General features: G+C 35.9%; 19 protein-coding genes and 2 rRNA genes. 8 read left to right on the forward strand and 13 right to left on the reverse strand.

Annotated features, from left to right (window positions below; translation table 11 throughout):
* Nucleotides 1–1949: ribosomal RNA gene (locus Q0Y61_RS02120) — 23S ribosomal RNA — on the forward strand; the annotation flags it as partial.
* Between the two features lie 246 nt (nucleotides 1950–2195).
* Nucleotides 2196–2311: ribosomal RNA gene (gene rrf / locus Q0Y61_RS02125) — 5S ribosomal RNA — on the forward strand.
* Between the two features lie 340 nt (nucleotides 2312–2651).
* Here rrf and Q0Y61_RS02130 read toward each other — a convergent pair.
* Together Q0Y61_RS02130 and Q0Y61_RS02135 are read right to left on the reverse strand one after the other, a co-directional pair.
* Entirely contained in the window at nucleotides 2652–3212 is a 561-nt protein-coding gene (locus Q0Y61_RS02130) for a methyltransferase domain-containing protein (RefSeq protein ID WP_297810634.1), read from the reverse strand.
* 100 nt (nucleotides 3213–3312) lie between these two features.
* The gene (locus tag Q0Y61_RS02135; protein ID WP_297810637.1) at nucleotides 3313–3681 is read right to left on the reverse strand and encodes a PepSY-like domain-containing protein; all 369 of its coding nucleotides are present in this window, start codon (nucleotides 3679–3681) and stop codon (nucleotides 3313–3315) included.
* 255 nt (nucleotides 3682–3936) lie between these two features.
* On the opposite strand from Q0Y61_RS02135, the gene rplM reads away from it, so the two are divergent.
* From rplM to Q0Y61_RS02165, 6 genes are all read left to right on the forward strand, one after another.
* Nucleotides 3937–4365 carry a 50S ribosomal protein L13 gene (gene rplM / locus Q0Y61_RS02140; protein ID WP_297810640.1) on the forward strand — a complete coding sequence of 143 codons (429 nt, stop codon included), beginning with the start codon at nucleotides 3937–3939 and terminating at the stop codon, nucleotides 4363–4365.
* Between the two features lie 10 nt (nucleotides 4366–4375).
* Nucleotides 4376–4765, forward strand: a complete 390-nt coding sequence (gene rpsI / locus Q0Y61_RS02145; RefSeq protein ID WP_297810643.1) for a 30S ribosomal protein S9 — start codon at nucleotides 4376–4378, stop codon at nucleotides 4763–4765.
* 215 nt (nucleotides 4766–4980) lie between these two features.
* Nucleotides 4981–7191 (forward strand): STT3 domain-containing protein, encoded by a 2211-nt coding sequence (locus Q0Y61_RS02150; protein ID WP_297810646.1) that lies wholly within the window; start codon nucleotides 4981–4983, stop codon nucleotides 7189–7191.
* A gap of 2 nt (nucleotides 7192–7193) precedes the next feature.
* The gene (gene asnB, locus Q0Y61_RS02155; protein WP_297810649.1) at nucleotides 7194–9059 is read left to right on the forward strand and encodes an asparagine synthase (glutamine-hydrolyzing); all 1866 of its coding nucleotides are present in this window, start codon (nucleotides 7194–7196) and stop codon (nucleotides 9057–9059) included.
* Nucleotides 9046–9828 (forward strand): HesA/MoeB/ThiF family protein, encoded by a 783-nt coding sequence (locus tag Q0Y61_RS02160; RefSeq protein WP_297810652.1) that lies wholly within the window; start codon nucleotides 9046–9048, stop codon nucleotides 9826–9828. Before asnB ends, Q0Y61_RS02160 begins: the two co-directional genes overlap by 14 nt.
* A gap of 503 nt (nucleotides 9829–10331) precedes the next feature.
* On the forward strand, nucleotides 10332–11333 hold the full coding sequence (locus tag Q0Y61_RS02165; RefSeq protein ID WP_297810655.1) for an SAM-dependent methyltransferase: 1002 nt from the start codon (nucleotides 10332–10334) through the stop codon (nucleotides 11331–11333).
* A gap of 253 nt (nucleotides 11334–11586) precedes the next feature.
* Here Q0Y61_RS02165 and Q0Y61_RS02170 read toward each other — a convergent pair whose 3' ends face one another.
* Genes Q0Y61_RS02170 through purC form a run of 11 tightly spaced genes read right to left on the reverse strand, consistent with a single transcriptional unit; the run spans nucleotide 11587 to nucleotide 23514 of the window.
* Nucleotides 11587–13803 (reverse strand): endonuclease MutS2, encoded by a 2217-nt coding sequence (locus Q0Y61_RS02170; protein WP_297810848.1) that lies wholly within the window; start codon nucleotides 13801–13803, stop codon nucleotides 11587–11589.
* Nucleotides 13787–14167, reverse strand: coding sequence for a hypothetical protein (locus Q0Y61_RS02175; RefSeq protein ID WP_297810659.1), 381 nt, complete (start codon nucleotides 14165–14167; stop codon nucleotides 13787–13789). Before Q0Y61_RS02175 ends, Q0Y61_RS02170 begins: the two co-directional genes overlap by 17 nt.
* Entirely contained in the window at nucleotides 14167–15507 is a 1341-nt protein-coding gene (gene murC, locus Q0Y61_RS02180) for a UDP-N-acetylmuramate--L-alanine ligase (protein WP_297810662.1), read from the reverse strand. Before murC ends, Q0Y61_RS02175 begins: the two co-directional genes overlap by 1 nt.
* Nucleotides 15498–16637: a succinyldiaminopimelate transaminase gene (locus Q0Y61_RS02185; protein WP_297810665.1), complete on the reverse strand. Its 1140-nt coding sequence runs from the start codon at nucleotides 16635–16637 to the stop codon at nucleotides 15498–15500. The genes murC and Q0Y61_RS02185 overlap by 10 nt, the downstream gene beginning before the upstream one ends.
* Nucleotides 16634–18286, reverse strand: coding sequence for a DEAD/DEAH box helicase (locus tag Q0Y61_RS02190; protein WP_297810668.1), 1653 nt, complete (start codon nucleotides 18284–18286; stop codon nucleotides 16634–16636). The genes Q0Y61_RS02185 and Q0Y61_RS02190 overlap by 4 nt, the downstream gene beginning before the upstream one ends.
* 53 nt (nucleotides 18287–18339) lie before the next feature.
* Nucleotides 18340–19812, reverse strand: a complete 1473-nt coding sequence (locus Q0Y61_RS02195) for a hypothetical protein (RefSeq protein WP_297810670.1) — start codon at nucleotides 19810–19812, stop codon at nucleotides 18340–18342.
* A gap of 2 nt (nucleotides 19813–19814) precedes the next feature.
* Nucleotides 19815–20504 carry a lysophospholipid acyltransferase family protein gene (locus Q0Y61_RS02200; RefSeq protein WP_297810673.1) on the reverse strand — a complete coding sequence of 230 codons (690 nt, stop codon included), beginning with the start codon at nucleotides 20502–20504 and terminating at the stop codon, nucleotides 19815–19817.
* Nucleotides 20488–21897: an SH3 domain-containing protein gene (locus Q0Y61_RS02205; protein ID WP_297810676.1), complete on the reverse strand. Its 1410-nt coding sequence runs from the start codon at nucleotides 21895–21897 to the stop codon at nucleotides 20488–20490. Before Q0Y61_RS02205 ends, Q0Y61_RS02200 begins: the two co-directional genes overlap by 17 nt.
* Nucleotides 21894–22550 (reverse strand): phosphoribosylformylglycinamidine synthase subunit PurQ, encoded by a 657-nt coding sequence (gene purQ, locus Q0Y61_RS02210; RefSeq protein WP_297810680.1) that lies wholly within the window; start codon nucleotides 22548–22550, stop codon nucleotides 21894–21896. Before purQ ends, Q0Y61_RS02205 begins: the two co-directional genes overlap by 4 nt.
* Nucleotides 22551–22552: 2 nt before the next feature.
* Complete coding sequence (purS, locus tag Q0Y61_RS02215) at nucleotides 22553–22789, reverse strand: phosphoribosylformylglycinamidine synthase subunit PurS (protein WP_297810683.1); 237 nt, start codon at nucleotides 22787–22789, stop codon at nucleotides 22553–22555.
* 8 nt (nucleotides 22790–22797) lie between these two features.
* Nucleotides 22798–23514: a phosphoribosylaminoimidazolesuccinocarboxamide synthase gene (gene purC / locus Q0Y61_RS02220; protein WP_297810687.1), complete on the reverse strand. Its 717-nt coding sequence runs from the start codon at nucleotides 23512–23514 to the stop codon at nucleotides 22798–22800.
* Nucleotide 23515 lies beyond the last annotated feature (1 nt).

The following is a 23515-nucleotide window of genomic DNA, read 5'->3' on the forward strand; positions in this document are numbered from 1 at the left end:
GAATACCTATTACCGTATCTTGGGAGTCAGGCGGTGGGTGATAAAATCAATCGTCTAAAGGGGAACAACCCAGACTACCAACTAAGGTCCCAAAGTTCTATTCTAAGTGGAAAAAGATGTGGAGTTACTCAGACAACCAGGAGGTTGGCTTAGAAGCAGCCATCCTTTAAAGATAGCGTAACAGCTCACTGGTCTAGTGATTCTGCGCTGAAAATATAACGGGGCTAAGATAGACACCGAAGTTGTAGATTGTGCTGATGCACAGTGGTAGAAGAGCGTTCGTATCTGCGTTGAAGCCATACCGGTAAGGAGTGGTGGAGCGATGCGAAGTGAGTATGCAGGAATGAGTAGCGATAAAAGTGGTGAGAATCCACTTCGCCGAAAATCTAAGGTTTCCTACGCTATGCTCGTCATCGTAGGGTTAGTCGGGTCCTAAGACAAGTCCGAAAGGGGTAGTCGATGGAAAATTGGTTAATATTCCAATACCAATATTAGTGTGCGATGTGGGGACGCATAGGGTCAAGACAAGCTGACGGATAGAAGTGTCAGTCGAAAGGTGCAAGTTAGGAGATTGGTAAATCCGCTCCCGTATCCCAAACCCAACAGGCTCTTTGAAATCTTCGGATGGAGAGGAGAATTGTTAAGATCGTCGTGCCAAGAAAAGCCTCTAAGTTTAGCTAATATTGCCCGTACCGCAAACCGACACAGGTAGATGAGATGAGTATTCTAAGGCGCGTGAAAGAACTCTCTTTAAGGAACTCTGCAAACTAACACCGTAAGTTCGCGATAAGGTGTGCCATAGCAATATGGTCTCAGCAAAGAGTCCCTCCCGACTGTTTACCAAAAACACAGCACTTTGCCAACTCGTAAGAGGAAGTATAAGGTGTGACGCCTGCCCGGTGCTCGAAGGTTAAGAGGATTAGTCAGCCGCAAGGTGAAGCTTTGAATTGAAGCCCGAGTAAACGGCGGCCGTAACTATAACGGTCCTAAGGTAGCGAAATTCCTTGTCGGTTAAATACCGACCTGCATGAATGGCGTAACGAGATGGGAGCTGTCTCAAAGAGTGATTCAGTGAAATTGTAGTGGAGGTGAAAATTCCTCCTACCCGCGGCAAGACGGAAAGACCCCGTGGACCTTTACTACAGCTTGGCACTGCCGATGGGAGCATTATGCGCAGCATAGGTGGGAGGCTTTGAAATCTTTACTCTGGTAGAGATGGAGCCATCGTTGAGATACCACCCTTAATGTTTCTGTCTGCTAACTAGCTTGAGTTATCCTCAAGTAGGACAATGCCTGGTGGGTAGTTTGACTGGGGCGGTCGCCTCCTAAAAAGTAACGGAGGCTTGCAAAGGTTGGCTCAAAATGGTTGGAAATCATTTGTAGAGTGTAATGGCATAAGCCAGCCTGACTGTAAGACAAACAAGTCAAGCAGAGACGAAAGTCGGTCATAGTGATCCGGTGATTCTGTGTGGAAGGGTCATCGCTCAAAGGATAAAAGGTACCCCGGGGATAACAGGCTGATCTCCCCCAAGAGCTCACATCGACGGGGAGGTTTGGCACCTCGATGTCGGCTCATCGCATCCTGGGGCTGGAGCAGGTCCCAAGGGTATGGCTGTTCGCCATTTAAAGCGGTACGCGAGCTGGGTTCAGAACGTCGTGAGACAGTTCGGTCCCTATCTGCCGTGGGCGTAGGAAAGTTGAGGAGATCTGTCCCTAGTACGAGAGGACCGGGATGGACATACCACTGGTGTAGCTGTTGTCCTGCTAAGGGCATCGCAGCGTAGCTACGTATGGATGTGATAAACGCTGAAAGCATCTAAGCGTGAAGCCAACTCCAAGATGAACTTTCCCTGAAGGTCGCAGGAAGACTACCTGCTTGATAGGGTAGAGGTGTAAGCATAGTAATATGTTTAGCTGACTACTACTAATAGACCGATTGGCTTAATTGATAATAAGCCACTGCCTTAATGAGTGTAAAGCACTCTAAAAAGCAATTAAAATTTATTTGCAAAAGTAAAGATGATCGTCTTATTACTTAAGAATTTCAGGTTTAAGAATAAAAGACTTAGATTTTTCTAGTGTTTCATAATTTTTTCTCTTTTAAAGAGAAAAAAAGAGGAATCTCAAAGTCTTTATAAAAGATTGTATAAGAGTTTTTTATTTTTTATCTGATTTTAGGCTTTTTACATTGTCATCTTCGTGCTAATAGAGAAGAGGTCCCACCTAGCCCCATTCCGAACCTAGCAGTTAAGCTCTTCTTCGCTGATGATACTGCTCTTTGCAAGAGTGGTAAAGTAGGACGGTGCGGAGATGAGAGTGTAAAGAAATAAAACAAGGGTTGTGATTCTATTCTATCTATTAAATTCCTCATTCCTAGTTCTTGTTATCACATAGATTAGAAAATAATGTTTGTTGTTGGCGATAGAACCATAAATGCATTGATAGGTTTATTTGTTTTATGCAATAAATATTATTGTTGCTGTGGTAGCTGATGTTTGAATATTAAGATTCTGCATTATAAATTGTATTCATCAGTGGAAAATAAATTTATATTAGATTATGCTTTGCTAGCATTTGCAAAGATAGAAGGAAGTTATATTATAGGTTTGCACTCAAGCAAGTTAAACTAGAAAGGGTAAGTAAAAGAACTTTTATTTTCTGCAATAATACACAAAAGCGGGTGGAATATTATTCCATACAATTTTAGATCTTTTAATTTCACTAAATATTTTATCTCCATAGATTATTTTACGAAATCTCCGTGCTCCCATTGTGGGTAAAATGTAGGCAAAGGTGGCAAAGTATCCTCCAGGTTTGAGTACATTATAAATATTTTCTAAAATACATTTTTGCGTTACTTGATTTAAGAGTGCCCAAGGAATCCCAGATACAATTACATCAGCGGAGGACATTTGTCTCTCTTGCATTATTGTTTCTAAAAACTCTGCAGAACCCAATGCAACATCAAGATTTGGAAATCTCTTATGTAATTTCTGCGCAATTTTGGGATTAATTTCAACAGCAAAGAATTGAGCTAAATCAGTTTTTTTGCGCAGTATGACTTTTGTAAAAGCTCCCATTCCTGGTCCAATTTCAATAATATTAGAAGCTTGTTCAATGCCAATATTTTTTGTAATCATCTCTGCGAGATATTGTGAGCTAGAGCATAAAGCGCCAGTCCGCTTTGGATTTGCGAGATAATAGGGTAACAATTAATCCTCCCAATTAAAAATTTCTATTTTACGCTTTTAAGAATTAAAAAACTTTAAATATTGAAAGATTATTTCACTTATTTATTAAGACTTTAAAGATTTAATCCCACTTTTGCCATAATAGATTCCCATTCATATCAAATAATAATTCTAAACTATCATTAATTTCAATTTCATAACCAAAGCCTTTATAATCTACATCAGTAATAAATGAACCCGGGTATATTTGCTGCACTTTAGTAAAAATATTTTGCAGAGAAGCACTATAGCCTCCCATTGCATTGTTTGGATAAGTATTCATCGGTTGTGTTGGAGTCATATTTCCTTGTGTAGGTGGTATCTGATTTACTGTTGGAGCAGTTTGTTGCGTTTGGTTTTGTAAGGGGATAGTTTCTTCTATTGGGGTAGTAGGATTTGCCAATAAAGCGGAACTTGAGAACAAAAGAGATAAGAAAAGTTTGGATTTCATTTTATTTCCTTTTTGTTTGAATATCGAACCGAGAGATTAAGATAATTTTGTTAAGTTTTTGTGAAGATTTATCGAATATTTTATTAAGTTTAATTGTAGAATCTCGCTAATTATCATAAGTAAAATTAACTATTATGTCCTCAAACATAATTAATAATATAAAATATAACTTAATTTAAGAAAAAAATTATAAAAATGCGCTATAATTCAGCCTTTAATTCTTAATAAAGATAAATTACTTATGAAAGGTAAAATATGAATATTACCAAAATGGCAAAAGCCAATGAAATTAAACGTGATTGGGTTGTTTTGGATGCGGAAGGTAAAACATTTGGTCGCCTTATCACTGAAATTGCTACTCTTTTAAGAGGTAAGCATAAACCAAGTTATACTCCTAATGTAGATTGTGGCGATTTTGTGATTGTTGTCAATGCGCCTAAAGCAAAATTTAGCGGAATGAAATTAGAGGATAAAGAATATTTTACTCATTCGGGGTATTTTGGCAGCACCAAATCAAAAACACTTCAGGAAATGTTGCAAAAACACCCAGAGAAGCTTTATAAACTAGCGGTTCGTGGCATGCTCCCTAAAACAAAACTAGGTCGAGCAATGATTAAAAAATTAAAAGTCTATTGTGATGCAAATCATCCACATAGCGCACAAGTCTCCAAAGAATCAAAATAAGGATTAATAAATGGCAAAAATTTATGCAACAGGAAAAAGAAAAACAGCAATTGCAAAAGTATGGCTAACACCCGGTAGCGGCAAACTAAGTATTAATGAAATGAATCTTAATGATTGGCTTGGAGGACACGAGGCAATTAAGATGAAAGTAATGCAGCCTTTACTTTTAACAAAACAAGAGAAAAGTGTAGATATTGTCGCTGTCGCTTTTGGAAGCGGTTATTCTGCTCAAGCTGAAGCACTTAGGCACGGAATTTCTAAAGCTTTAGCACTCTATGATGTTAATTTTAGAGCAATTCTTAAGCCCAAAGGCTTATTAACGCGTGATTCAAGAGTGGTAGAGCGCAAAAAATACGGAAAACGTAAAGCAAGAAGAAGTCCGCAATTCTCAAAAAGATAATAGAAATTTTATTTCAAAAGCTTATATGTTTAAGCTTTTGGATAGGTTAATTTCTCTTTCAAGTCGTCTATATAAGTGGTGCATTTCTTAAAATGTTTGTTAATTGTTTTTGAAATCAATGGATTGATACTCAAGGAATCATAGGAATTAATTATACAATCTTGGGGTAATTTAGAAAAATTCTACAAATATCTGCCAATCTAAAGAGAAATAAAATGTTAAAAGCAATAGGGCAATATCTTGATATCCAAACCTTAAATTTTAATCCCACCTTATTGATTCATCTATTCTTTATTTTGGTGTTGTGTTTGATTCATTTAGGATTCCATTTTATAGATTTTCTACATTTAAAAACTCCTCAAAATTTTTTTGAAGGAGCTTTGATTCTCACCTCTATGGACGCTTATCATTATGCTAAAGGTAGCCGTGATCTCCTTGATTTATTAAATATAAATCCCAACATAACAGAGATATTTCAGGTATTTAGCACCTTACATCCTCTTGCGCTTCTTTGTGGAATCTTTGCAAAATGGACGAACTTAGACTTTATTTTAACTTGGAGTAGTGTTCTTTTTAGCACAAGTGTAGGTATTGCACTTTATTGGTTGGTTTATCAAATCCTTATGAATGTTTTACAAGTTTGTTTTTCTGTCAAACAAACCACGGAATCGCAAATCAACAATTTAGAGTTTTGGATATTCTTTATTCCCTTGCTGTCTTTTTTGGGAAGCTTGATTGCGATTCTTTCACCTAGCTTTTATCAGCGTGTAGGAGTGGGATATTTTGATACAGATATGCTCTTGCTAACTTTTCCTTTGCTTGCATTTATTTTTTTATTACAATTTCTACGCAAACCAAATCTTTCTTTTAAATCACTCGTGCTTTTTGCACTTTTTGGATATTTAGCAATTATTTGGCATAATGGAGTCCAAAATTTACTGCTTTTGGGATTCATACTTTTTCTTTGTTTAGAATTTATGGATTTTCTAAAGACACGTAAGATTTTACCAAAAGATATTTTATTAATTTCTGTCTTTTTGGTAATTCTTACCCCCTCGTTTATCAGTTGGTTAATCTTAATTTTGCTTTTAATTGGAATCGCAAGGTTTCCCCAATGGTTTTGGATATGGCTCATTCTTGGCATCTTGTATGCTGCGATTTTTGGATTATTTAATCCCCTTTTTTCACAAATCAACGCTTATATTTTTGGCGCAACACAATATGCAAACACTTATGTGTATGCTTCTGTTGTCAATGGAATCTTAGAAACGATGCCCTCAAACTTACCTACACTGATTGAGAGAAGCGGGGGAATTGGAGTTTTTAGCTGCGCATTTTTAGGATTTTTAAGTTTTGGAATTTTTAGTCTTTGCGTGAAGTTTAATTTTTATCCTTTATTTTTAAAATTCAATTTAAAATTTTTTAGACATTGTTTTATTAATAATCGTCAGGGATTTAAAGAATTTTTATCCATTTTTCTTTTTCTCTTACCCTTTAGTTTATTGGGTCTAGGGGCTATTAAGCTTGGTATGCGTTTTAGCTTTTTTTTAACCCCCATTATTGCTTTGGGTATTGCCTTTTTTATATTTGGTCTTTTGAGCATTTTTAAGCGACTTTCTACTCTAATTTTATTAGCTGTTGCTGTTGTTGTAGCACTTTTCATTGCAAATTTGCGTTATAAGATTCCACCTCCTATTCTAACGCATACAGAAATTAGGGTTTTTAAGAGTTTAGATTCTAAATTAAATCCTCAAGATATTCTATTTTCGTGGTGGGATTATGGGTATGCATTAAGATATTTTACTAAAGCACAAGTATTGCTTGATGGTGCAAGACACTCTGGTGCAATCAACTTTCCAATTGCTAAGATTTTGCTTAGTCCCTCACCCACATTGTTTTATAATTTTTCTTTGAATCTCGCAACTGCTATGCAAACCCTTCCTGCTAAAAAATGGAATCAAATCTTTGAAATACTTTCTCAAGATAAGGGAGCAAATCTCTATTTAAAAGCATTGGAGTTAGAATCAAAACCACCCAAATTAGCCAATGAAGCAAAAGTTTATTGGGTTTTGCCTCTGCGCATTTTGCCATTATTGGCAAATATTGATAGTTTTTCTAATGTGAATTTAGAGAATGGTAAGCCTTTAAAGTCAAACACTTTTATCTTTTGGGATTCCAAGCAAAATCCTCCAAATTTAGCACCTCAAGCCATCATTAATCTTTATAATGGCTTTTATACAAGTTATACAACTGAGCAAATGGATACATTATTAACACAAATCAATTTTGGTGAAAATTCACTTTTGTTAAGCAAGGATTATTTAAAAAGTAATATGATTCAAATTTTACTTTTTGCCAACTATCCTGATAAAATTAGCGCAAGTGGTAACATCGTGCGTATATTGCAGCTTGATGAAGGAGCGTAGAAATGTGTGGAATTGCTGGAATATTAAATGGCGCAAAACTTCCTTTGGACCAAATTTATAGCTTTATGAGACATCGCGGACCTGATGATAAAGGAAGCTTTAGCGATTTTACACAGGGTGGATTGTTGCAGTTTTTTCACGCGCGCCTTAGTATTCAAGATTTAAGTACTTTGGCACATCAACCGATGGTTTATAAGGATTTATGTCTTGTCTTTAATGGAGAGATTTATAATCATTTGCAATTACGTGAGGGATTGGAGTTTGACTTTCAAACTCATAGCGACACAGAGACGCTTTTAGCAATGTTTGCGCATTTTGGTGAGAATTTCTTAGAGAATTTAAATCAATTAGATGGTATGTTTGCATTTGCTCTTTATGATAAAAAGAATCAAAAACTTTATTTTGCACGTGATAGAATGGGTAAAAAACCACTATTTTGCTACAAAAAAGATACTAAATTTGTTTTTGCAAGTGAGTTAAACGCACTTTGTAGGATCGTAAAATCTCTCAATTTATCTTTAGAACTGGATTATGACGCAATTAATTTTTATCTACAAGGCGGTTTTTTCTATCGTGATGGCACACCTTATAAAAATGTATTCGCAATTCCAAGTGCACATTATGGAATCCTAGATGTCCGCACACATAATTTAATATTAAAACCTTATTTCAAGCTAGAATCTTGTTACAAGATGCCAAAAATTAAAGATGAAAATCAAGCTTTAACACTTTGTGAGGAATTGTTAAAGCAAAGTATTCGAAACCGCATAGAATCGTCTGATTTGGAAGTAGGGGCGTTTTTAAGTGGAGGAATTGATAGTTCTCTCATTGTTGCTTTAGCTTCTCAAATAAAACCTAATTTGCGCACTTTTACAATTAGCTTTGAAAACACAGCTTTTGATGAATCTTCTTTAGCGCAAAAAACAGCAAATCAGTTTGGCACTTCCCATCAAAATTTAAAAATTAGCACAAATCTAGTTCAAGATGTGCCGAGAATCTTACAAGCCTATGGGCGTCCGTTTTTTGATAGCTCTGCAATTCCTAGTTTTTATGTGGCACAAGCAGCAAAAGAACATTTGAGTGTTGTGCTAAATGGCGATGGAGCGGACGAGTTGTTTGGAGGTTATCGGCGGTATGTGGGGCATTTGTTAATGCCAAAAATTTTACCCTTTGTCTTTTTGAAAGATTTTTTGCCAAATCCTAAATCTAAGCAATCTCTTTATAATTATTTTTATCGGCTTTTACAAATGGCAGGAGCATATAAGCGAGATTTAGGAGAATATTATTTGCGTGCAAGCACGGATATTTTTGTAGGATTTCATTCTTTTGAGAGTGAAAATTATAAACAATTTCAAACAGAAGTAAAAATGATTTTTAAGGCTGGATATCCCTCTCTCTCACAAATGTTGCTTTTGGATTCTTCTCATTTACTTTTGTGTGATTTATTACCCAAAATGGACATCGCGACAATGGCGCATTCTTTAGAAGCACGTTCACCGTTTTTATCCAAAAGTCTAGTAGAGTTTGCACCCACTTTAGAGGAGAATTTAAAAGTGCGCGGCACAATCACAAAATATTTGCTTAGGAAATTGGCGCAAAAGTATTTAGTAAAAGAGGTTGTTAATGCGCCTAAAAGGGGTTTTGAAGTGCCACTTAGTGCTTGGATAGAGGGTGAGATTAAAGAGTTGGTTTTAGACAATCTACAATCTTCTAAATTCGTGCAAGAATTTTTGCCTAAAAATATGATAGAATCACTCTGTAATGCACCGCAAAAATATCCCAAAGAAAAGCGTGCAAAAATGCTCTGGTGCTTGTTTGCGCTTGAGATGTGGAATCAAAATTTAAGGAAAATCAATGGATCTTATTAAAGAGGAATTAGAACGTTACCATCGCAATTTCTTGTTAAGCGGAATCGGAATAGAGGGACAAAAGAAGCTCAAAAATGCGCGTGTGCTTGTCATTGGGGCTGGTGGGTTAGGCTCTAGTGTGTTATATTATCTCGCAGCTGCTGGGGTAGGGAGTCTTGGGATTTGTGATGGCGATGAGGTGGATTTAAGCAATCTTCAGCGACAAGTTTTGCATAATGTGCAGGATTTGGGTAAGAATAAGGCAGATTCTGCATTTCAAAAGCTTGCTGCACTCAATCCCAACTTAAATTTACGCGTGTTTAAAGAACGATTAAATACAGAAAATATCCAAGCAGCACTCCAAGATTATGATTTAGTGGTAGAAGCCACAGACTCTTTTAATTCCAAATTTCTTGTTAATGATGCGTGTGTGCTATCCAATAAGATTTTAATTCGTGCAAGTGCTCTTGCTTTTAGTGGGCAGGTGATGAGCATTAAGCCAAAAGTGAGTGCGTGTTATACTTGTTTGTTTGATGCTCCGCCAAAGGGTGAAATGCCAACAAGCACGAGTGTTGGGATTCTAGGCGCTACGGCTGGTTTGTTTGGGGTATTAGAAGCCGCAGAAGTGATTAAGATTATCACTGAAGTGGGTGAGCCACTTTTTGATAAGCTCTTAACTTGTGATATTCGCTCTATGGATTTTCGCAAAATTTCTATTAAACGCAATCCAAACTGCCGTGTGTGTGGAGAAAATGGAATCCGTAAGCTAGAGCGTGCTTTGTATAAATAAACCTAATATAAAATCTAGTTTGCTAAGATTCCAATGAAAGGCAGATAAGATAATAGATTTGCAAGTGTGGGCAAAAATACCTATCATTTATGCATTTCTTCGCCTTGCAACGATGGTGGGAGTATCAGGGCGAGTTCTACATTATGGATTAACTCTAAAGAGTTCTGCAAGGACAAAGTGGCTTAAACAACTCAACCTTTAATACCGATTTGTGTCTCTTTACTCTCTGTTTTTACTATTTGTTCCTTTTCCTCTTGTCTTTTTTCCTCAAGTTCTTGCTCTTTGCGTTTTTTTCAAGACTTTCAAGTAGTTTTTCTATCATACTTTTTTATCGGATTTGCCATTGCATAGCAACTAGTTTCATTATTTTGCTTATTTTCTAATACAGAAAGATTCTTATTAAATTAAAATATATGAAGTTTTAAGCAAAAAGGATTGCTATTTTTACATTATTTTAAGGAAATTATTATAAAACTTTGTAGATTGATTTAAGAAAGGATTGTATGGAATCGCAAAGTTTTGGTAGCTTTATGCAAGAGTGGCTTTATGGCACACAAGGATATTATCGTTTGCTTCGTGTAGGCAAGGCAGGGGATTTTTATACCAATGTGAGCGTGGGAAAGTTTTTTGGCTTCACTCTGGGGTTTTATTTGCTTGAGGTTCTAAAGTCTTTAAAAGGCAGAATTGCAATCGTAGAAATTGGAAGTGAAAAGGGCGATTTAATCGCAGATATTGCGGAATTTTTAAATTTAAATGCGATAGATAGTGCAGAGTTTTGGACATTAGAGCCTTTAGAATCCCTGCAAGAAGTCCAAAAGAAAAATTTTCAAACAAGAATACAAAAAGAACTTAGAATTGCCACACAATTAGAGGACTTGGGCAAGCTTGATGTTGCGTTATTTGTAAATAATGAGCTTTTAGACGCCTTTGCTTGCGAGTTGGTTTTTAAAGGAGAAATGGCTTTTATAGAGGAGAAAAAGCTAGTTTTTAAGAGTGCGAGTGCAGAAGTTTTAGAATTTGCAAGTGCTTTTAATGTAGAGATTGGCGAGATTCCTTTGGGCGCATTTAATTTCGTGCAAAATCTTTCCAAAGTTGCGCCAAAATGGTTATTTTTGGGGTTTGATTATGGTGCGCTTAGTGCTAGAAATTCTTTTTCTTTGCGTCTTTATTCAAAGCATAAAACACAAAATCTCTTTCCAAACCCTACTTCTAAGCTTTGCGATTCCGCGCTTTTAGACTTATTTGGCAAGGTGGATTTAACTTATGATGTAAATTTCACACTTTGGAGAGAGGCATTTTTGCGCGTTGGAGGTAGAGAATGCTTCTTATCGAGACAGAATCGCGCCCTTGTAGATATGGGGTTAGATAAGGTTTGCGAATGGTATATTGCATATTTTGGATTAGAGAATTATAAAACACAGAGCACGAAACTGCGCACTTTGATTTCACCCGGAGCTTTTGGTGAGCGGTTCTTTGGATTTTGTTTTGCAAATTTTGAAGTTTAAAAGATTTGCGTAATAGATTAAAAAATCATTGCACCCTAAGAATCTAGCAGAGGATTCTAATTTTTTATCCCTTGCAGAATCTCACTTAAAAGATCTATTGTTTTGGATTTGCGTGTTGATTTGCATAACCCCCCCCCATTCTATTTCTTGTAACTTTTTCTTTGCTCTCCGTGGTATAGTTGCTATTTGCTCCTAATACGATTCCATAATTTAAAACACTTGCGCAAGTGCAAGAAGGAATCTCTAAACTTCCTTAGAGTTTTACGATTTTTGCGCCAAATCCTCCAGCTTTGGGGGGGGCGTCTGCAAAATCTATGACTTTTGGGTGAGATTTTAAAAAGTCTCGAACAATTGATGATAATCTTCCTGTGCCAATTCCGTGATAGATTAGCACTTCATCAAACCCCGCAATGAGGCTATTGGAGATAAATTCCTCTAGTTTTTCTAGTGCATCATCAGCTCTTAAGCCGTGCAAATCAAGTATTACATTAGCGTTTTGTGGGGTTTGGATTTGAATTTTTGTTTGAGGAGGTGTTGGTAAATTGCCATAAGGTTTGATTTCTTTGATAGAAACTTTTAGTTTGATTCCATCTTCTAGCTGAATCAACGCTTTGTCTTTGTTTAAGCTTAAAATCACTCCACGATGATTGCGGTATTTTATGCGTTCATTGGGTGCAAAAACTCTTGTTTCTTGTAAAGTTTGTGATTCTTGAAAATTCGTATTTTTAGCTTTATTTAAAAGTTTGTTTGCAAAACTGATTTGGCGATGAATGTTTTGGGGCGATTGCTCTTTAATCGCTTTTTTTGCCGCATCAATGGCTTCTACATAGGCAGATTCTAGTTCTTTTTGAGATTTTAAAAATACCTGTTCTAGTGCTAATTCTTTGTCTTTTAAATGAAGAATTTTTTGCTCTAAGTTCGCACTTTTCTGCTCCACTTTTAAAATTTCATTTTGTAATTGCATTTCTAGTCGTGAGGAGTTTTCAATTAATTCATTAAGCTTTTCTTTATCTTCGCCATAAAGAATCTTTGCCTCACTCACAAGGGTTTTTGGAATTCCATAACGCAAGGCAGTTTCAAAGGCATAGCTCTTGCCAATCGTTCCACTCAGGAAGCTAAAAGTTGGCATTTCGCGTTCTTCATCAAACAAAGCAGCAAGCAGCTGCACGCGAGAATCTCCAGCCATAAGAGCGGCTAAACGTTTATGGTGGGTTGTGATGATGATTTTGTTTCCTTTTTGCATCAGGTTTTCTAGCAACACTTTAAACAAACTTGCCGCTTCATCACTATCTGTGCCTAACTCTATTTCATCTACTCCGATTAGTCCCCCTCTATCTTTTAAAATTTGGCTAAATTGCACCATACGCCCACCAAAAGTGGAAATGTCATTTTTGCTATTTTGTGGGTCTTCTAGAATAAGATGTAAATGCTTGAAAGAGCCAATGCTAGATTGATGTGCATTAATAGGAAGTGGAATCAAATGTTTAGCTAGAAAGGTTGCACTTAAAATGGATTTTAAAAGCATTGTTTTGCCCCCAGCATTTACGCCAGTTATCATCAAGATTTGTTCTTTAAAGGTAAGGCTGATAGATTTGGGATTCTTTAGAGCAGGGTGGCGAAACTCACTTAATATAATGCTAGAATCTTCTGATTTAGGCGCTAGAAATTCTAAATTTTTGGCGCGTGCAAAAAACAATCTTGCTTGATAGTTGTCAAAGCGGTCAAACTCCTTGTTGATAAAGTTTAAAAACAGAAGATGCTTAGTAAAAGTGTTAGAAATTTCTCGTGAGATGTTGAAAAGTTGCTCCTCTTTTTTATTATTTAATTCATTGTATCGGTCTTTAAGATTTGCAATACTTTGAGGTAAGACATAAAAAAACCCCGTAGCAGAGCGATTTAAAATCTGTCCTTTTAAGATATGGTGGAATCCAGCCTTTAAAAGTAGGCATTCTTCATCGTTGATTAAATGGATTTGCTTATCTACCAAATAGGGATTGAGTTTGTTTTGATTAAGGATTTGGCTCATTACTTGTGAAATTTCTCTTTTGATTCGCTCCATTCCCGCATTAATAGAATCCAACTCTAAGTAGATTCCCTCTTTTAAACTACCATTTTCCAAAAAGGATTTTGAAATTTTAAAAATGGCTTCAGGAATTAGGATTTGGTTAAACCATTCTTCCAAAATTCCTTCACATTTTAAGCTTTTTAAGTAGTGAAAATAACGAATAATTTTGATAAATTCAAAGATTTCCTCAAGTTTCAAATAGCCAAATTTCTTTAAGAGCGCAAGAGAAAAATCTAAATTTTTAACCGATTGAGGAGGAGTGAAACTAAGAGTTTCTAGGGCTTGAATATAGCGCAAGTGGATTTTGCTATCTCCTTGCAAAAACAAGTCTTTGGGACGTGCCAAAAAGCTCTCAAAGTTTTTAAAAAAATCCTCTAAATCTAATTGTTTAATGAGACTTCGTATCATCTTTTAATTTGCAAGCCTTAAGGGGAATCGTTTTGCGATAATAATCACTTTTTTCTTTGCCCATTAGGGTAAGAGTGCCACTAATGAAATTAAAAGTCGCGCGATTGGTTTCAATGTTTTGTGTGCCAACTTGGCAGATGAGACTTTTGCCTTGTAAGAAAAATTGAGCTAAATTGTTAATTTCATCTTCTTTTTTATTTTGAAAAAAGGTAAAAACGCCAATGCCCATTGCAATGACAAGCAATAAAATCCCAAAATATATGCGCATTTTGCGGTTAATAATGTTAAATTTGGAGAGAATTTGTGCTAAAAATGCCAAAAGTGCAAGGATTAAAATAAAAAGAACCCAAAAGCGCACCATCAGATTCCACCTCTTAGCGCGTAAGTCAGATTACCAGCATTAAACCCAACAAGGATTCCATTATCTAAGCAATCTATCGTTTTACCCTCTTGGATAAGTAGGAGTGTATTATTTTGACGCACAATAGAGTCTGCAAAAATAGGCTGGTATCTAGCGAAAAGTTTTTTAAAGTCTATCGGGATTTCACTCTCCCCTACTGCATACACGGGTAGAATGACTAATCTATCCACACCCTCAAAACATTCTACAAACCCTTGCAAATTGTCTGCAACGCGTGAATATTTATGTGGCTGCCAAATTGCTGTAAGAGGCTTAATATGGGTGAGTTCTTGGTATTTTTTGAGAGATTTTAAAGTTGCAGCAATTTCGGTGGGGTGGTGCGCATAATCATCAATAATCATACATTTGTCGTGCGTTAAAATGTCAAATCTTTTTTTGATTCCACGATAGTTTTGGATATTTTTTGTAATTTCTTCTAAAGGTAAAATTTGTGCAGCTGCAAGAATCGCAAGCGCAGCATCAAGTGCGATATGTTCCCCTAATCCATACACATTAAATTTGCCATAATCCTTATTTCCACACACAAGGCGAAATTGGGTTTTGGGAATACCATTTTCTACCAAATAAGTAATTTCTCTTAAATCTTTGCTAGGGTAGAATCTAATGCAAATATTTCCCAAATCGCCTAGAGATTTTAAAAATGAATCTTCTGCATTGATGACGCAACTTTTAGCAGACTTTAAAAAATCTTCATAGGCTTTATGAAATTGTGCTAGGTCGTGGGCATAGGTTTCCATATGCTCTGGTTCCGCATTAGTAACAATAGCACAGCTAGGATTGCATTCCAAGAAGCTTTTATCTGATTCATCAGCTTCAAATACTACGCGCTTACTTTTTAGGGCGCGTGTGTTGGAATGAAACTCTTTGCTTTCTGCACCAATAAGAGCACTAGCGTCTTTTAGAATCGCACTTAGAATCGCAGTTGTTGTGCTTTTGCCGTGTGCGCCTGCAACGGCGAAGACTTCTTTATCTCCTAAAATCATCTTAAGAGATTCTTTACGAGAAAGCACAGGAATTCTTTGTTGGTGCGCTTCTTGCACTTCAATATTGTCTGGTTTAATAATGGCAGAGTGGATAACTAAGTCTTGCCCACAGATAGCTTCTTTGGTGTGTGGAATGCTCACTTTGATTCCCATTTGTTTTAATTCTTTTGTAACACAACCCTCTGCAATATCCGAACCACTCACTTCCGCACCTTGCGCAAGCAAAAATTTAGCAAGTGCAGAGATTCCAATACCTCCAATACCAATAAAATGGATTTTTTTAGTTTTTAAAGCCACTTTTGCAACCTTAAAAGAACTTCTTTAATAATAGATTCTTCATAAACTAGAGCAAGTCGCACGAAATTATCCCCAGGATTTTTTCCCTGTTCTTCTCTTGAGAGAAAGCTACCCGGTAGAACCAAAATATTTTCATTTTTAAGGACATTTTTTGTCCATTCCAAATCATTTGTTACAGGCAACCATACATAAAAAGTCTCACTTGGAATGCGTAAATTTGGAATCTTAGCTCCTAAAATTTCTTTGGCTAATTGTAAGTTTTTGGCATATTGTCTGCGTGAATGCTCTGTATGTGTCTCTTCGCTCCAAGCAAGTGTAGCTGCAAATTGTAGAGGTAAAGGAGAGGCGCAACCTACATAAGTGCGGTATTGTGCATAAAGTTTCAAAAGGGTAGAATCCCCAGCAATAAATCCACTGCGCAAACTTGGCGCACTAGAGCGTTTGGAGATAGAATTAAGAGCCAAGATATTTTTAAAGTTTTTATTCCCTACGGCTACACTTGCTTCTAAAATAGAATGTGGCTTAAGGTCGCTATAAATTTCACTATAACATTCATCATTTAGAAGCAAAAAGTCAAATTCTAGTGCGCATTCCACCCAATGCTTTAATTCCTCAAGGCTTAAAGTAGCACCTGTTGGATTGTTAGGAGAATTGAGAATAACCAAGTCGCAAGCTTGCATTTGTTCTTTAGTGAGCTGTGGTTTAAAGTCATTTTGAAAATCAAGATTCATATAAATAGTTTTTGTTCTTGAGGCAATCGCAGCACCCTCGTAGATTTGGTAAAAAGGATTGGGGTGTGCTAGGGTTGGAGAAGTTTTGTCAAAAAGGTAAAATTGTGGAAAATTAAATAATACTTCGCGTGTGCCAAAAGTTGGAATCAACTCATTAGGGTTTAATGCCACATTAAATCGCCGCTTTACAAAGTCAATCATAGAATCTTTAAGACATTCTTCACCCGCAGTTTTGGGATATTTGTTGAGAAAATTTGCATTTTCGCACAAGGCTTTGCAAATAAATTCTGGTGTATTAAATTGTGGTTCGCCAATCGTTAAAGAGATGCATTTGCCATTTGTTTGGATTCCACCAATGAGAGTGTTGAGCTTTTCAAAAGGATAGGGCTGAAATTTCATTGTTGTTTCCTGCCATAATTTTTAGGTCTAGTGGTTTTTTTACGCGGATTGGAACTTTTGCTTTGAGGCTTTTTGGTTGATTGCTTGTTTTGAGGATTCCAATTTTTTTCTTTAGGGGAATCTTTTTGGCGCTTTGAGTGATTCCGTGATGGGTTACGATTTTTATTGTTTTTTTCATTGCTTATTAGTTTTTTCTGCCCATTATTGTCTAGTTGCATTTGCAGATTCTTTAAGTCATTTTTATTGAGCCCAATTTTGTTTGGTCCTAAAACTTTAGAATCCTGTAGCACGATAGAAAGCAATTTACATACTAATTGTGTAATATCGGTATGAGAGCGGATTTGCTCATAAACACGTAAGGCATCATCTGTGATAGAGTGTTTTAGGATTTTATCTAGCAAATTAGAATCTTGTTTATCCATCGTATCTTGAATATTTGGGATTTCATAAAGATCAATGCTTGCTTTTGTATTTTCCTTGATTCTTCGGATTTCTTTAAACTCCAAAGGAGTTGCAAGTGTAATGGCTATACCTTTTTTACCTGCTCTACCAGTGCGCCCGATGCGATGCACATAGGATTCTGGGTTTAGTGGAATATGAAAGTTAAAGACGTGGCTCACTCCACTAATATCTAATCCACGCGCAGCAATATCCGTAGCGACAAGGATATTAATATTAGAATCCTTAAAAGTATTCATAGATTTTAAGCGTTCTCTTTGTTCCATATCGCCGTGCAATGCCCCTGCTTTGTATCCGCGAGCAAGTAAGCGTTCTGATAAAATATCCGCTTCTTTTTTCATTCGCGTAAAAATAATGGCTTTGCTTGGCATTTCGCTATCAATTAAACGCACAATAGCATCTTCACGCTCACTCTCATTAATAATGTAATAACGTTGCGTTATATCTTGATTGGTTGCATTTTCTGGCGTTACTTTGATAAGTTTTGGATTATCAAGAATCTTTTGAGCTAAATGTTTAATAGGGGTTGGCATTGTAGCGGAAAATAATAGAGTTTGACGCTTATTAGAAAGATAGGTAAAAATTTCTTCTATATCATCTAAGAATCCCATATCTAGCATTTCATCAGATTCATCTAGCACAACCACACTTGGGAAAAAGTTTTTGATTCGGTCATTTCTTAAATGATCTAGTAGGCGACCGGGCGTTGCTATAACGATTTGGGGACATTTTTGTAATAGCTCAAGTTGTCGGCGAATCGGTTGCCCGCCAAAGAGAGAAACGGTTCTAACCTTGCTATATTTGCCTAGTTTAAAGATTTCATCGCCTATTTGCATAGCAAGTTCTCGTGTGGGGGTAATGACTAAGACTTCAATTTCGCCATTGTGCTTTAAATTGTTGATTAAAGGTAAGCCAAAAGCCGCTGTTTTTCCTGTGCCTGTCTGTGCTTGAGCAATAACATCTAATCCATTTAAAATGATAGGAATTGCTTCTTGTTGAATCGGGCTAGGTTCGCTAAAACCTGCTTCTTTGATTCCTCTTAAAATATTTTTTTTGAATCCAAAAGATTCAAATCCATTCGTTCCTTTTTGCTTCTTTGTCGCATTGAAATTATCAAGGTTTTGAGGGTCTTGCTCTTTGTGCCTTTGTGCCTTAGCGGAAGATTTTTGTTGTTTTGTTGTTTTGGTCATTTTTTTACTTTTGGTTAAATTGATTTATGATTATAGCATTAAAACAAGCTATATCATTCTAAAAAACCAAAGCGATTCCCTGAAACATTTTTTGAAAGGATTTCAAAAGGAGTATTTGCATTGGTTTTAAAGGCTTTTGCTTCTTGGATTAAAGTTTCTGGATTTTCCCAAATGTGCGCACTATCAATGTAAATTTTCTCAAAGGCGATTTCATTAATGAGTGAGAAATAAAGGGTGCGTTTATAGGCGGTTTTGACAGAATAAAGTTCATTTTCAAGTAGAATCTTGAGTTTGAGATTGGTAGATTCTTGCTCATCAGTGGTTACAATAAGAAAATGTTTTCTATATTTTTTTCTGATTTTATTAATATAGTGATAAAGACGAGCGTCTAGTTCATTTAATCGGTCTTTATTTAAGTGTTCTAAATATTGTTCAATGAAATAGAATATTGTAGGCACTCGGTCATTCTCGGCATTTTTAAAGAAGTTTTTTTGTAGTGACACAGATTTTAAGATTTTATGGTAAATTTTATCATTTAAAATCGTAATACAAATATCTAAACCACTTTTGATTTTTTTATAAATTCTTTCGTGGGTTTTTTGATAAAGATCTGTAAAGACTTTGAGATAATGTTCTTCAAATTTTGTTTTTAACTGCAAGAGTTGTTTGCAAAGATTGCTGTTATGTCTCTCACTTTCTATCATTTTCTTTAATTCTGATTGCACCTTTTGGAGTTTTTGGGAGTTTTTTTCTAAATCTACTTTAGCTTGGATTCTGCGCTCAAGCAAAAGCGTATCGCTTTTAAGTGCATTAATACGCTTTTGACATAAATTAATTGTGTCTTTTGCATTATTAATCGCTACAATTAAAGCTTGATAGTGGCATTGTTGCAATAAAAAGTTTTCTTTAAAGACATTATCAATATTTACCTTTTGGTAGCGTATAAGGTCGGAATAGGCAGATTCCAAACGTGTCATAATACCAAGCTCTTCAATAAAATCATCTTTTGGAATTGTTTTATCGCTATAAAGCAGGTTGTCTAATGTCTTAGCACTAAATCGCTTTAAATGCGTGTAATCATATAAATTTTTGTCTTTTGGTAGATATAAATCATTTAAAAATGCAATGGCTGAAAATTCTTGTTGAAAGTATTTCTTGAGGGATTCCATAGGTTTTATATCCACAGGAATCGTTTTGAGATTTTGATAATTCGTTGCTTTGTAGATTTTTTGAATCGTGAGGTCGCGTTTGTTACTTAGAAGCGTCTCTAATTGTTCATCGGTTTCGTGATGCCAAAATTCAGATTCCGAAATCATAGAGTTGCTGCCAAAGTCTTGAAATTTAGAAGCCTTGCAGTCTGTGATTTGTCCTGCTTCATTACAGCGAAATTCTACAAACATATCAACCGCTGGGATAACCTTTTTATCGTGCCAAGTTTCTTTTGTAAATTCAAAAAGTTTTCTAGATAAATTAATTACCGCGCCTTTGCCATTGCTACTTAAATAACGAACGATTTTTCCGTGCATTTTTAACCTTTGGATTCCAAATACATTTTAGAATATTCTGCTTGCATTTGTTCTTTTAACTCTTCAAACCATTGCTCTCCTTGCGGGGTAAAAGCAGGTAGATATTTGAGTTTAAAAGGAGTATTGTTGAATCTTAATGCCCCAATATCAAGGCATTGGCGCGTGCCACAGAGGATAATAGGCTGAACCTTAAGATTAAAATGTTCAATTAAGAGTTTTGCTCCGTTTTTAAAAGGCAAGAGTTTTTCCTCTCCTTTGCTACGCGTGCCTTCTGGGAAGATACACAAAGTGCGTTGGTGTTCTAATCTATCTTTTGCTTCTTTTAGCAAAAAGACAATCTCTTTTTTACTCTCACGATTAATCAGAATCATTTTAGGGGCTTTTAGTGCGTGTCCATATAAAAAGGGTTTGCCAAGCTCTTTTTTGGCAATCCAGCAGAGATTATTGGGGTGCATAGCTTCTAAATAAATGACGTCCATAAAGCTTTGATGATTCATCACCAAAATCTGTGCATTTGGGTCTAATTCTCCTTCAACTTTGGCTTGAACTCCAAAGAGCGTAATAAAAGTTTTGGCGGTTATTTGTCTGACTTTGCGTTGAGACTTTTTAAGCCAATACATCAAAAGAATTGCAAAAGGAATCACAAGGAGTGTATAAAGCACACCACTTAAAGCTCTAATTTTGGAGATCATCACGTTTTACCCACCCTATGCGTTCATCTTGCAGGAGAACTTTATAATAATTGCTTCGCTGTGCTAGAATCTCAACTTGCATTGGCTCTTGTGTTGTTAGGATAATAGTAGAATTAAAAGTCGGTTGGATTCTAAGAGAAACATTGGCTTTTAGTGTTGCTGAGGTTTTAAGGGTTAAAAAATAAAGTAACATTCCAAGTGCAAGCACACCAAATAGAATAAAAATCAATTTTCTTTTGTATAAATATAAGCCAAAGAACAAAAGAACCAAGAAAATCATTGAAGTAATTTTAAAAAATTGGTAGTTGTTTTTAGGTTTAATATCACTTTGGGTGCTGACACGTTCCTCAAGTGCAATATTTTCTACTTGTAATTCCGTATATTTGGAAGTGGTCAAATTGAAGTAGTCAAAACGAATCGTATTTAAATCTTTTGGGACAATGGCATAATAAAAGGCTTCGGCTTGTTTATAATCACCACTTTTGCTTTCAATCCCTTGTTGGGGATAGGCTTCTAAATGGAAATCAAATAAATTTCCCATTGTGCTTTGGAGTTGAAAAACTGCTAGGTTATGACGCGTATCATAGTTTGTAATTTTGGTATCCAAGATTTTTAAGTCTTGTGCTAAGACTTGTGAAAAATTGCCTTTACGCTCTAATTTAATCGCTCTTCCACTAAGGTTTTGTGTGCTTTCACTTGCTTCCCCCTCACTCGTATTCACACTGACTTTAATTTGAGGAATTATATAGTTTGGTTGTTTAATCTTAAGATAAAAAGTATTTCTTAAGCTAGAATCCTCTGCATTAAGATTCCAATTTTGCTCTTTATTTAAAATTTCTACACTCCCCTCTTGGACGGCATTTTCAAAAATAAATTCTGTTTTAATTGTGGAATAATCTGATAACACAAGAAGTTTCAAATCTAAAGAAATAATTTGATGGACATATAGAATATCTAAAGGCGGATTTAGTAGTTCTAAATAGACATTTTTGACACTTGGATTAAGGGAGTAATTCTTATCTAGTGTTGGTTGCAAATTTGGGTCTAATTCTTGAGATTCTAGGATATTTTGTGCCGCAGGGGAATCTTGCTGTTGTTGCGGTATCAAAGGAAAGGTTGAATTGTCCTCAAAAGGGACTAGAGTAGATTTTTCTGTGGTAGATTCTTCTTGCAGGTTTTCTTCAATTATTGCATTGGGCAATTTCTGTTCCAAAGTAGTATTTGTTGGAGCTTGTTGTGGGTTAGAATTTTGATTTGCCTCTTCAAAGGTATTTCGTGGAAACATTCTTGTTTCGCCTGCATAGGTATCCTTTGGAGATTCTGAATCTGTATTCTGTGCGATTCCATAGATACATAGCCCTAGAATAAATGCTAATCTTGTGAAAATTTTCATAAAATTTCTGCAAATCCTTCTAACATCTTTAAGCCAATCTCCCCTCCAAGTAATTTTTCTATTGCACGTTCGGGGTGTGGCATTAGTCCAAAAACATTTTTATGTTTATTGCAAATCCCCGCAATGTTGCCTACGGAGCCATTGGGATTATGGACATATTCTAATAAAATTTGGTCGTTGGCTTTTAATTCCTTTAAGCCTGCTTCATCAATATAGTAATTTCCATCGGCGTGTGCAATGGGAATCTTAGCAATTGCATTGGGTTGAAATTTGCTTAAAAATACATTAGCGTTGGAGATAATTTTTAAATCAGAATCTTTGGAGATAAAATGCAGATTTTTGTTGCGCTTCATTGCTCCTGGTAGCAATCCACTCTCAAGCAAGATTTGGAATCCATTGCAGATTCCAAGCACATATCCGCCTGCATTGGCAAACTCTATCACCGCTTTCATAATAGGAGAGAATTGTGCAATTGCTCCACTGCGTAAATAATCCCCATAGCTAAATCCTCCGGGAATGATGACTAACTTTGTCTCTTGTGGTAAAGCAGTTTCTTTATGCCATACAATTTGAGTGGGTATGTGCAGGAGTGAGAAAGCATATTCTACATCGTATTCGCAGTTTGTTCCTAAAAATTGTAGAATCGCAACCATTGTTATATCTTTATAGAGTAATCTTCAATCACAGTGTTGGCTAATAGGGTATCACACATAGATTCCACTTCTTTTTGAAGCTGGATTTTGTCCTCTCCTGAAACTTCAAGTGTGATTATCTTGCCCACATTTACATTCTCTATCCCTTGATAGCCTAGTGATTCTAAAGCGTGGTGGATTGCTTTGCCTTGTGGGTCTAAAACCCCTTCTTTTAATTTTACAATGACTTCTACTTTCATCATATTTCCTAGCTTAAAATTCTTTTTAAAATCTCTTCATAAGCCATTTTAATATTGCCTAAATCTTGTCTGAAGCGGTCTTTATCTAATTTTTCTTTGGTATTTTTATCCCAAAATCTACAAGAATCCGGAGTAATTTCATCGGCAAGCAGAATCACCCCATTTTTATCTATCCCAAACTCTAGTTTAAAATCTACCAAAATAAGATTTTTTTTGTCAAAAAATTCTCTTAAAACTTCATTGACTTTTCGTCCAATTTTACGCAATTTATCTAGTGCTTCAACGGATTGGACACATTGGAGAATAAGAGCGTGTTCGTCATTTATCAAAGGGTCGCCAAGTGCATCATCTTTGTAATAAAATTCCACAAGTGTGAAAGGTAGAGATTCCCCCTCTTTGATTCCTAGACGTTTGCTAAGTGAGCCCGTTGCAACATTGCGCACAACGACTTCAATAGGAATAATGCGAACCAATTTACAAAGCATTAAATCTTCGCCTATTGTTTCTATATAATGTGTTTTAATGCCATTTTTTTCTAATAATTTAAAGATTTCGGTTGAGATTTTGCAGTTTAGAATCCCTTTGCCCTGCTCACTCCCTCTTTTTTCAGCATTAAAAGCGGTTAAATCGTCTTTGAATTGTGAAATAACCAAGTTTTCATCACTTGTTTTATAGAGCTTTTTGCCTTTCCCCTCATAAATCATCTCTTTTTGCTCTACTTGCATT

The organism is uncultured Helicobacter sp., from assembly GCF_947367035.1.
Lineage (GTDB): Bacteria > Campylobacterota > Campylobacteria > Campylobacterales > Helicobacteraceae > Helicobacter_D.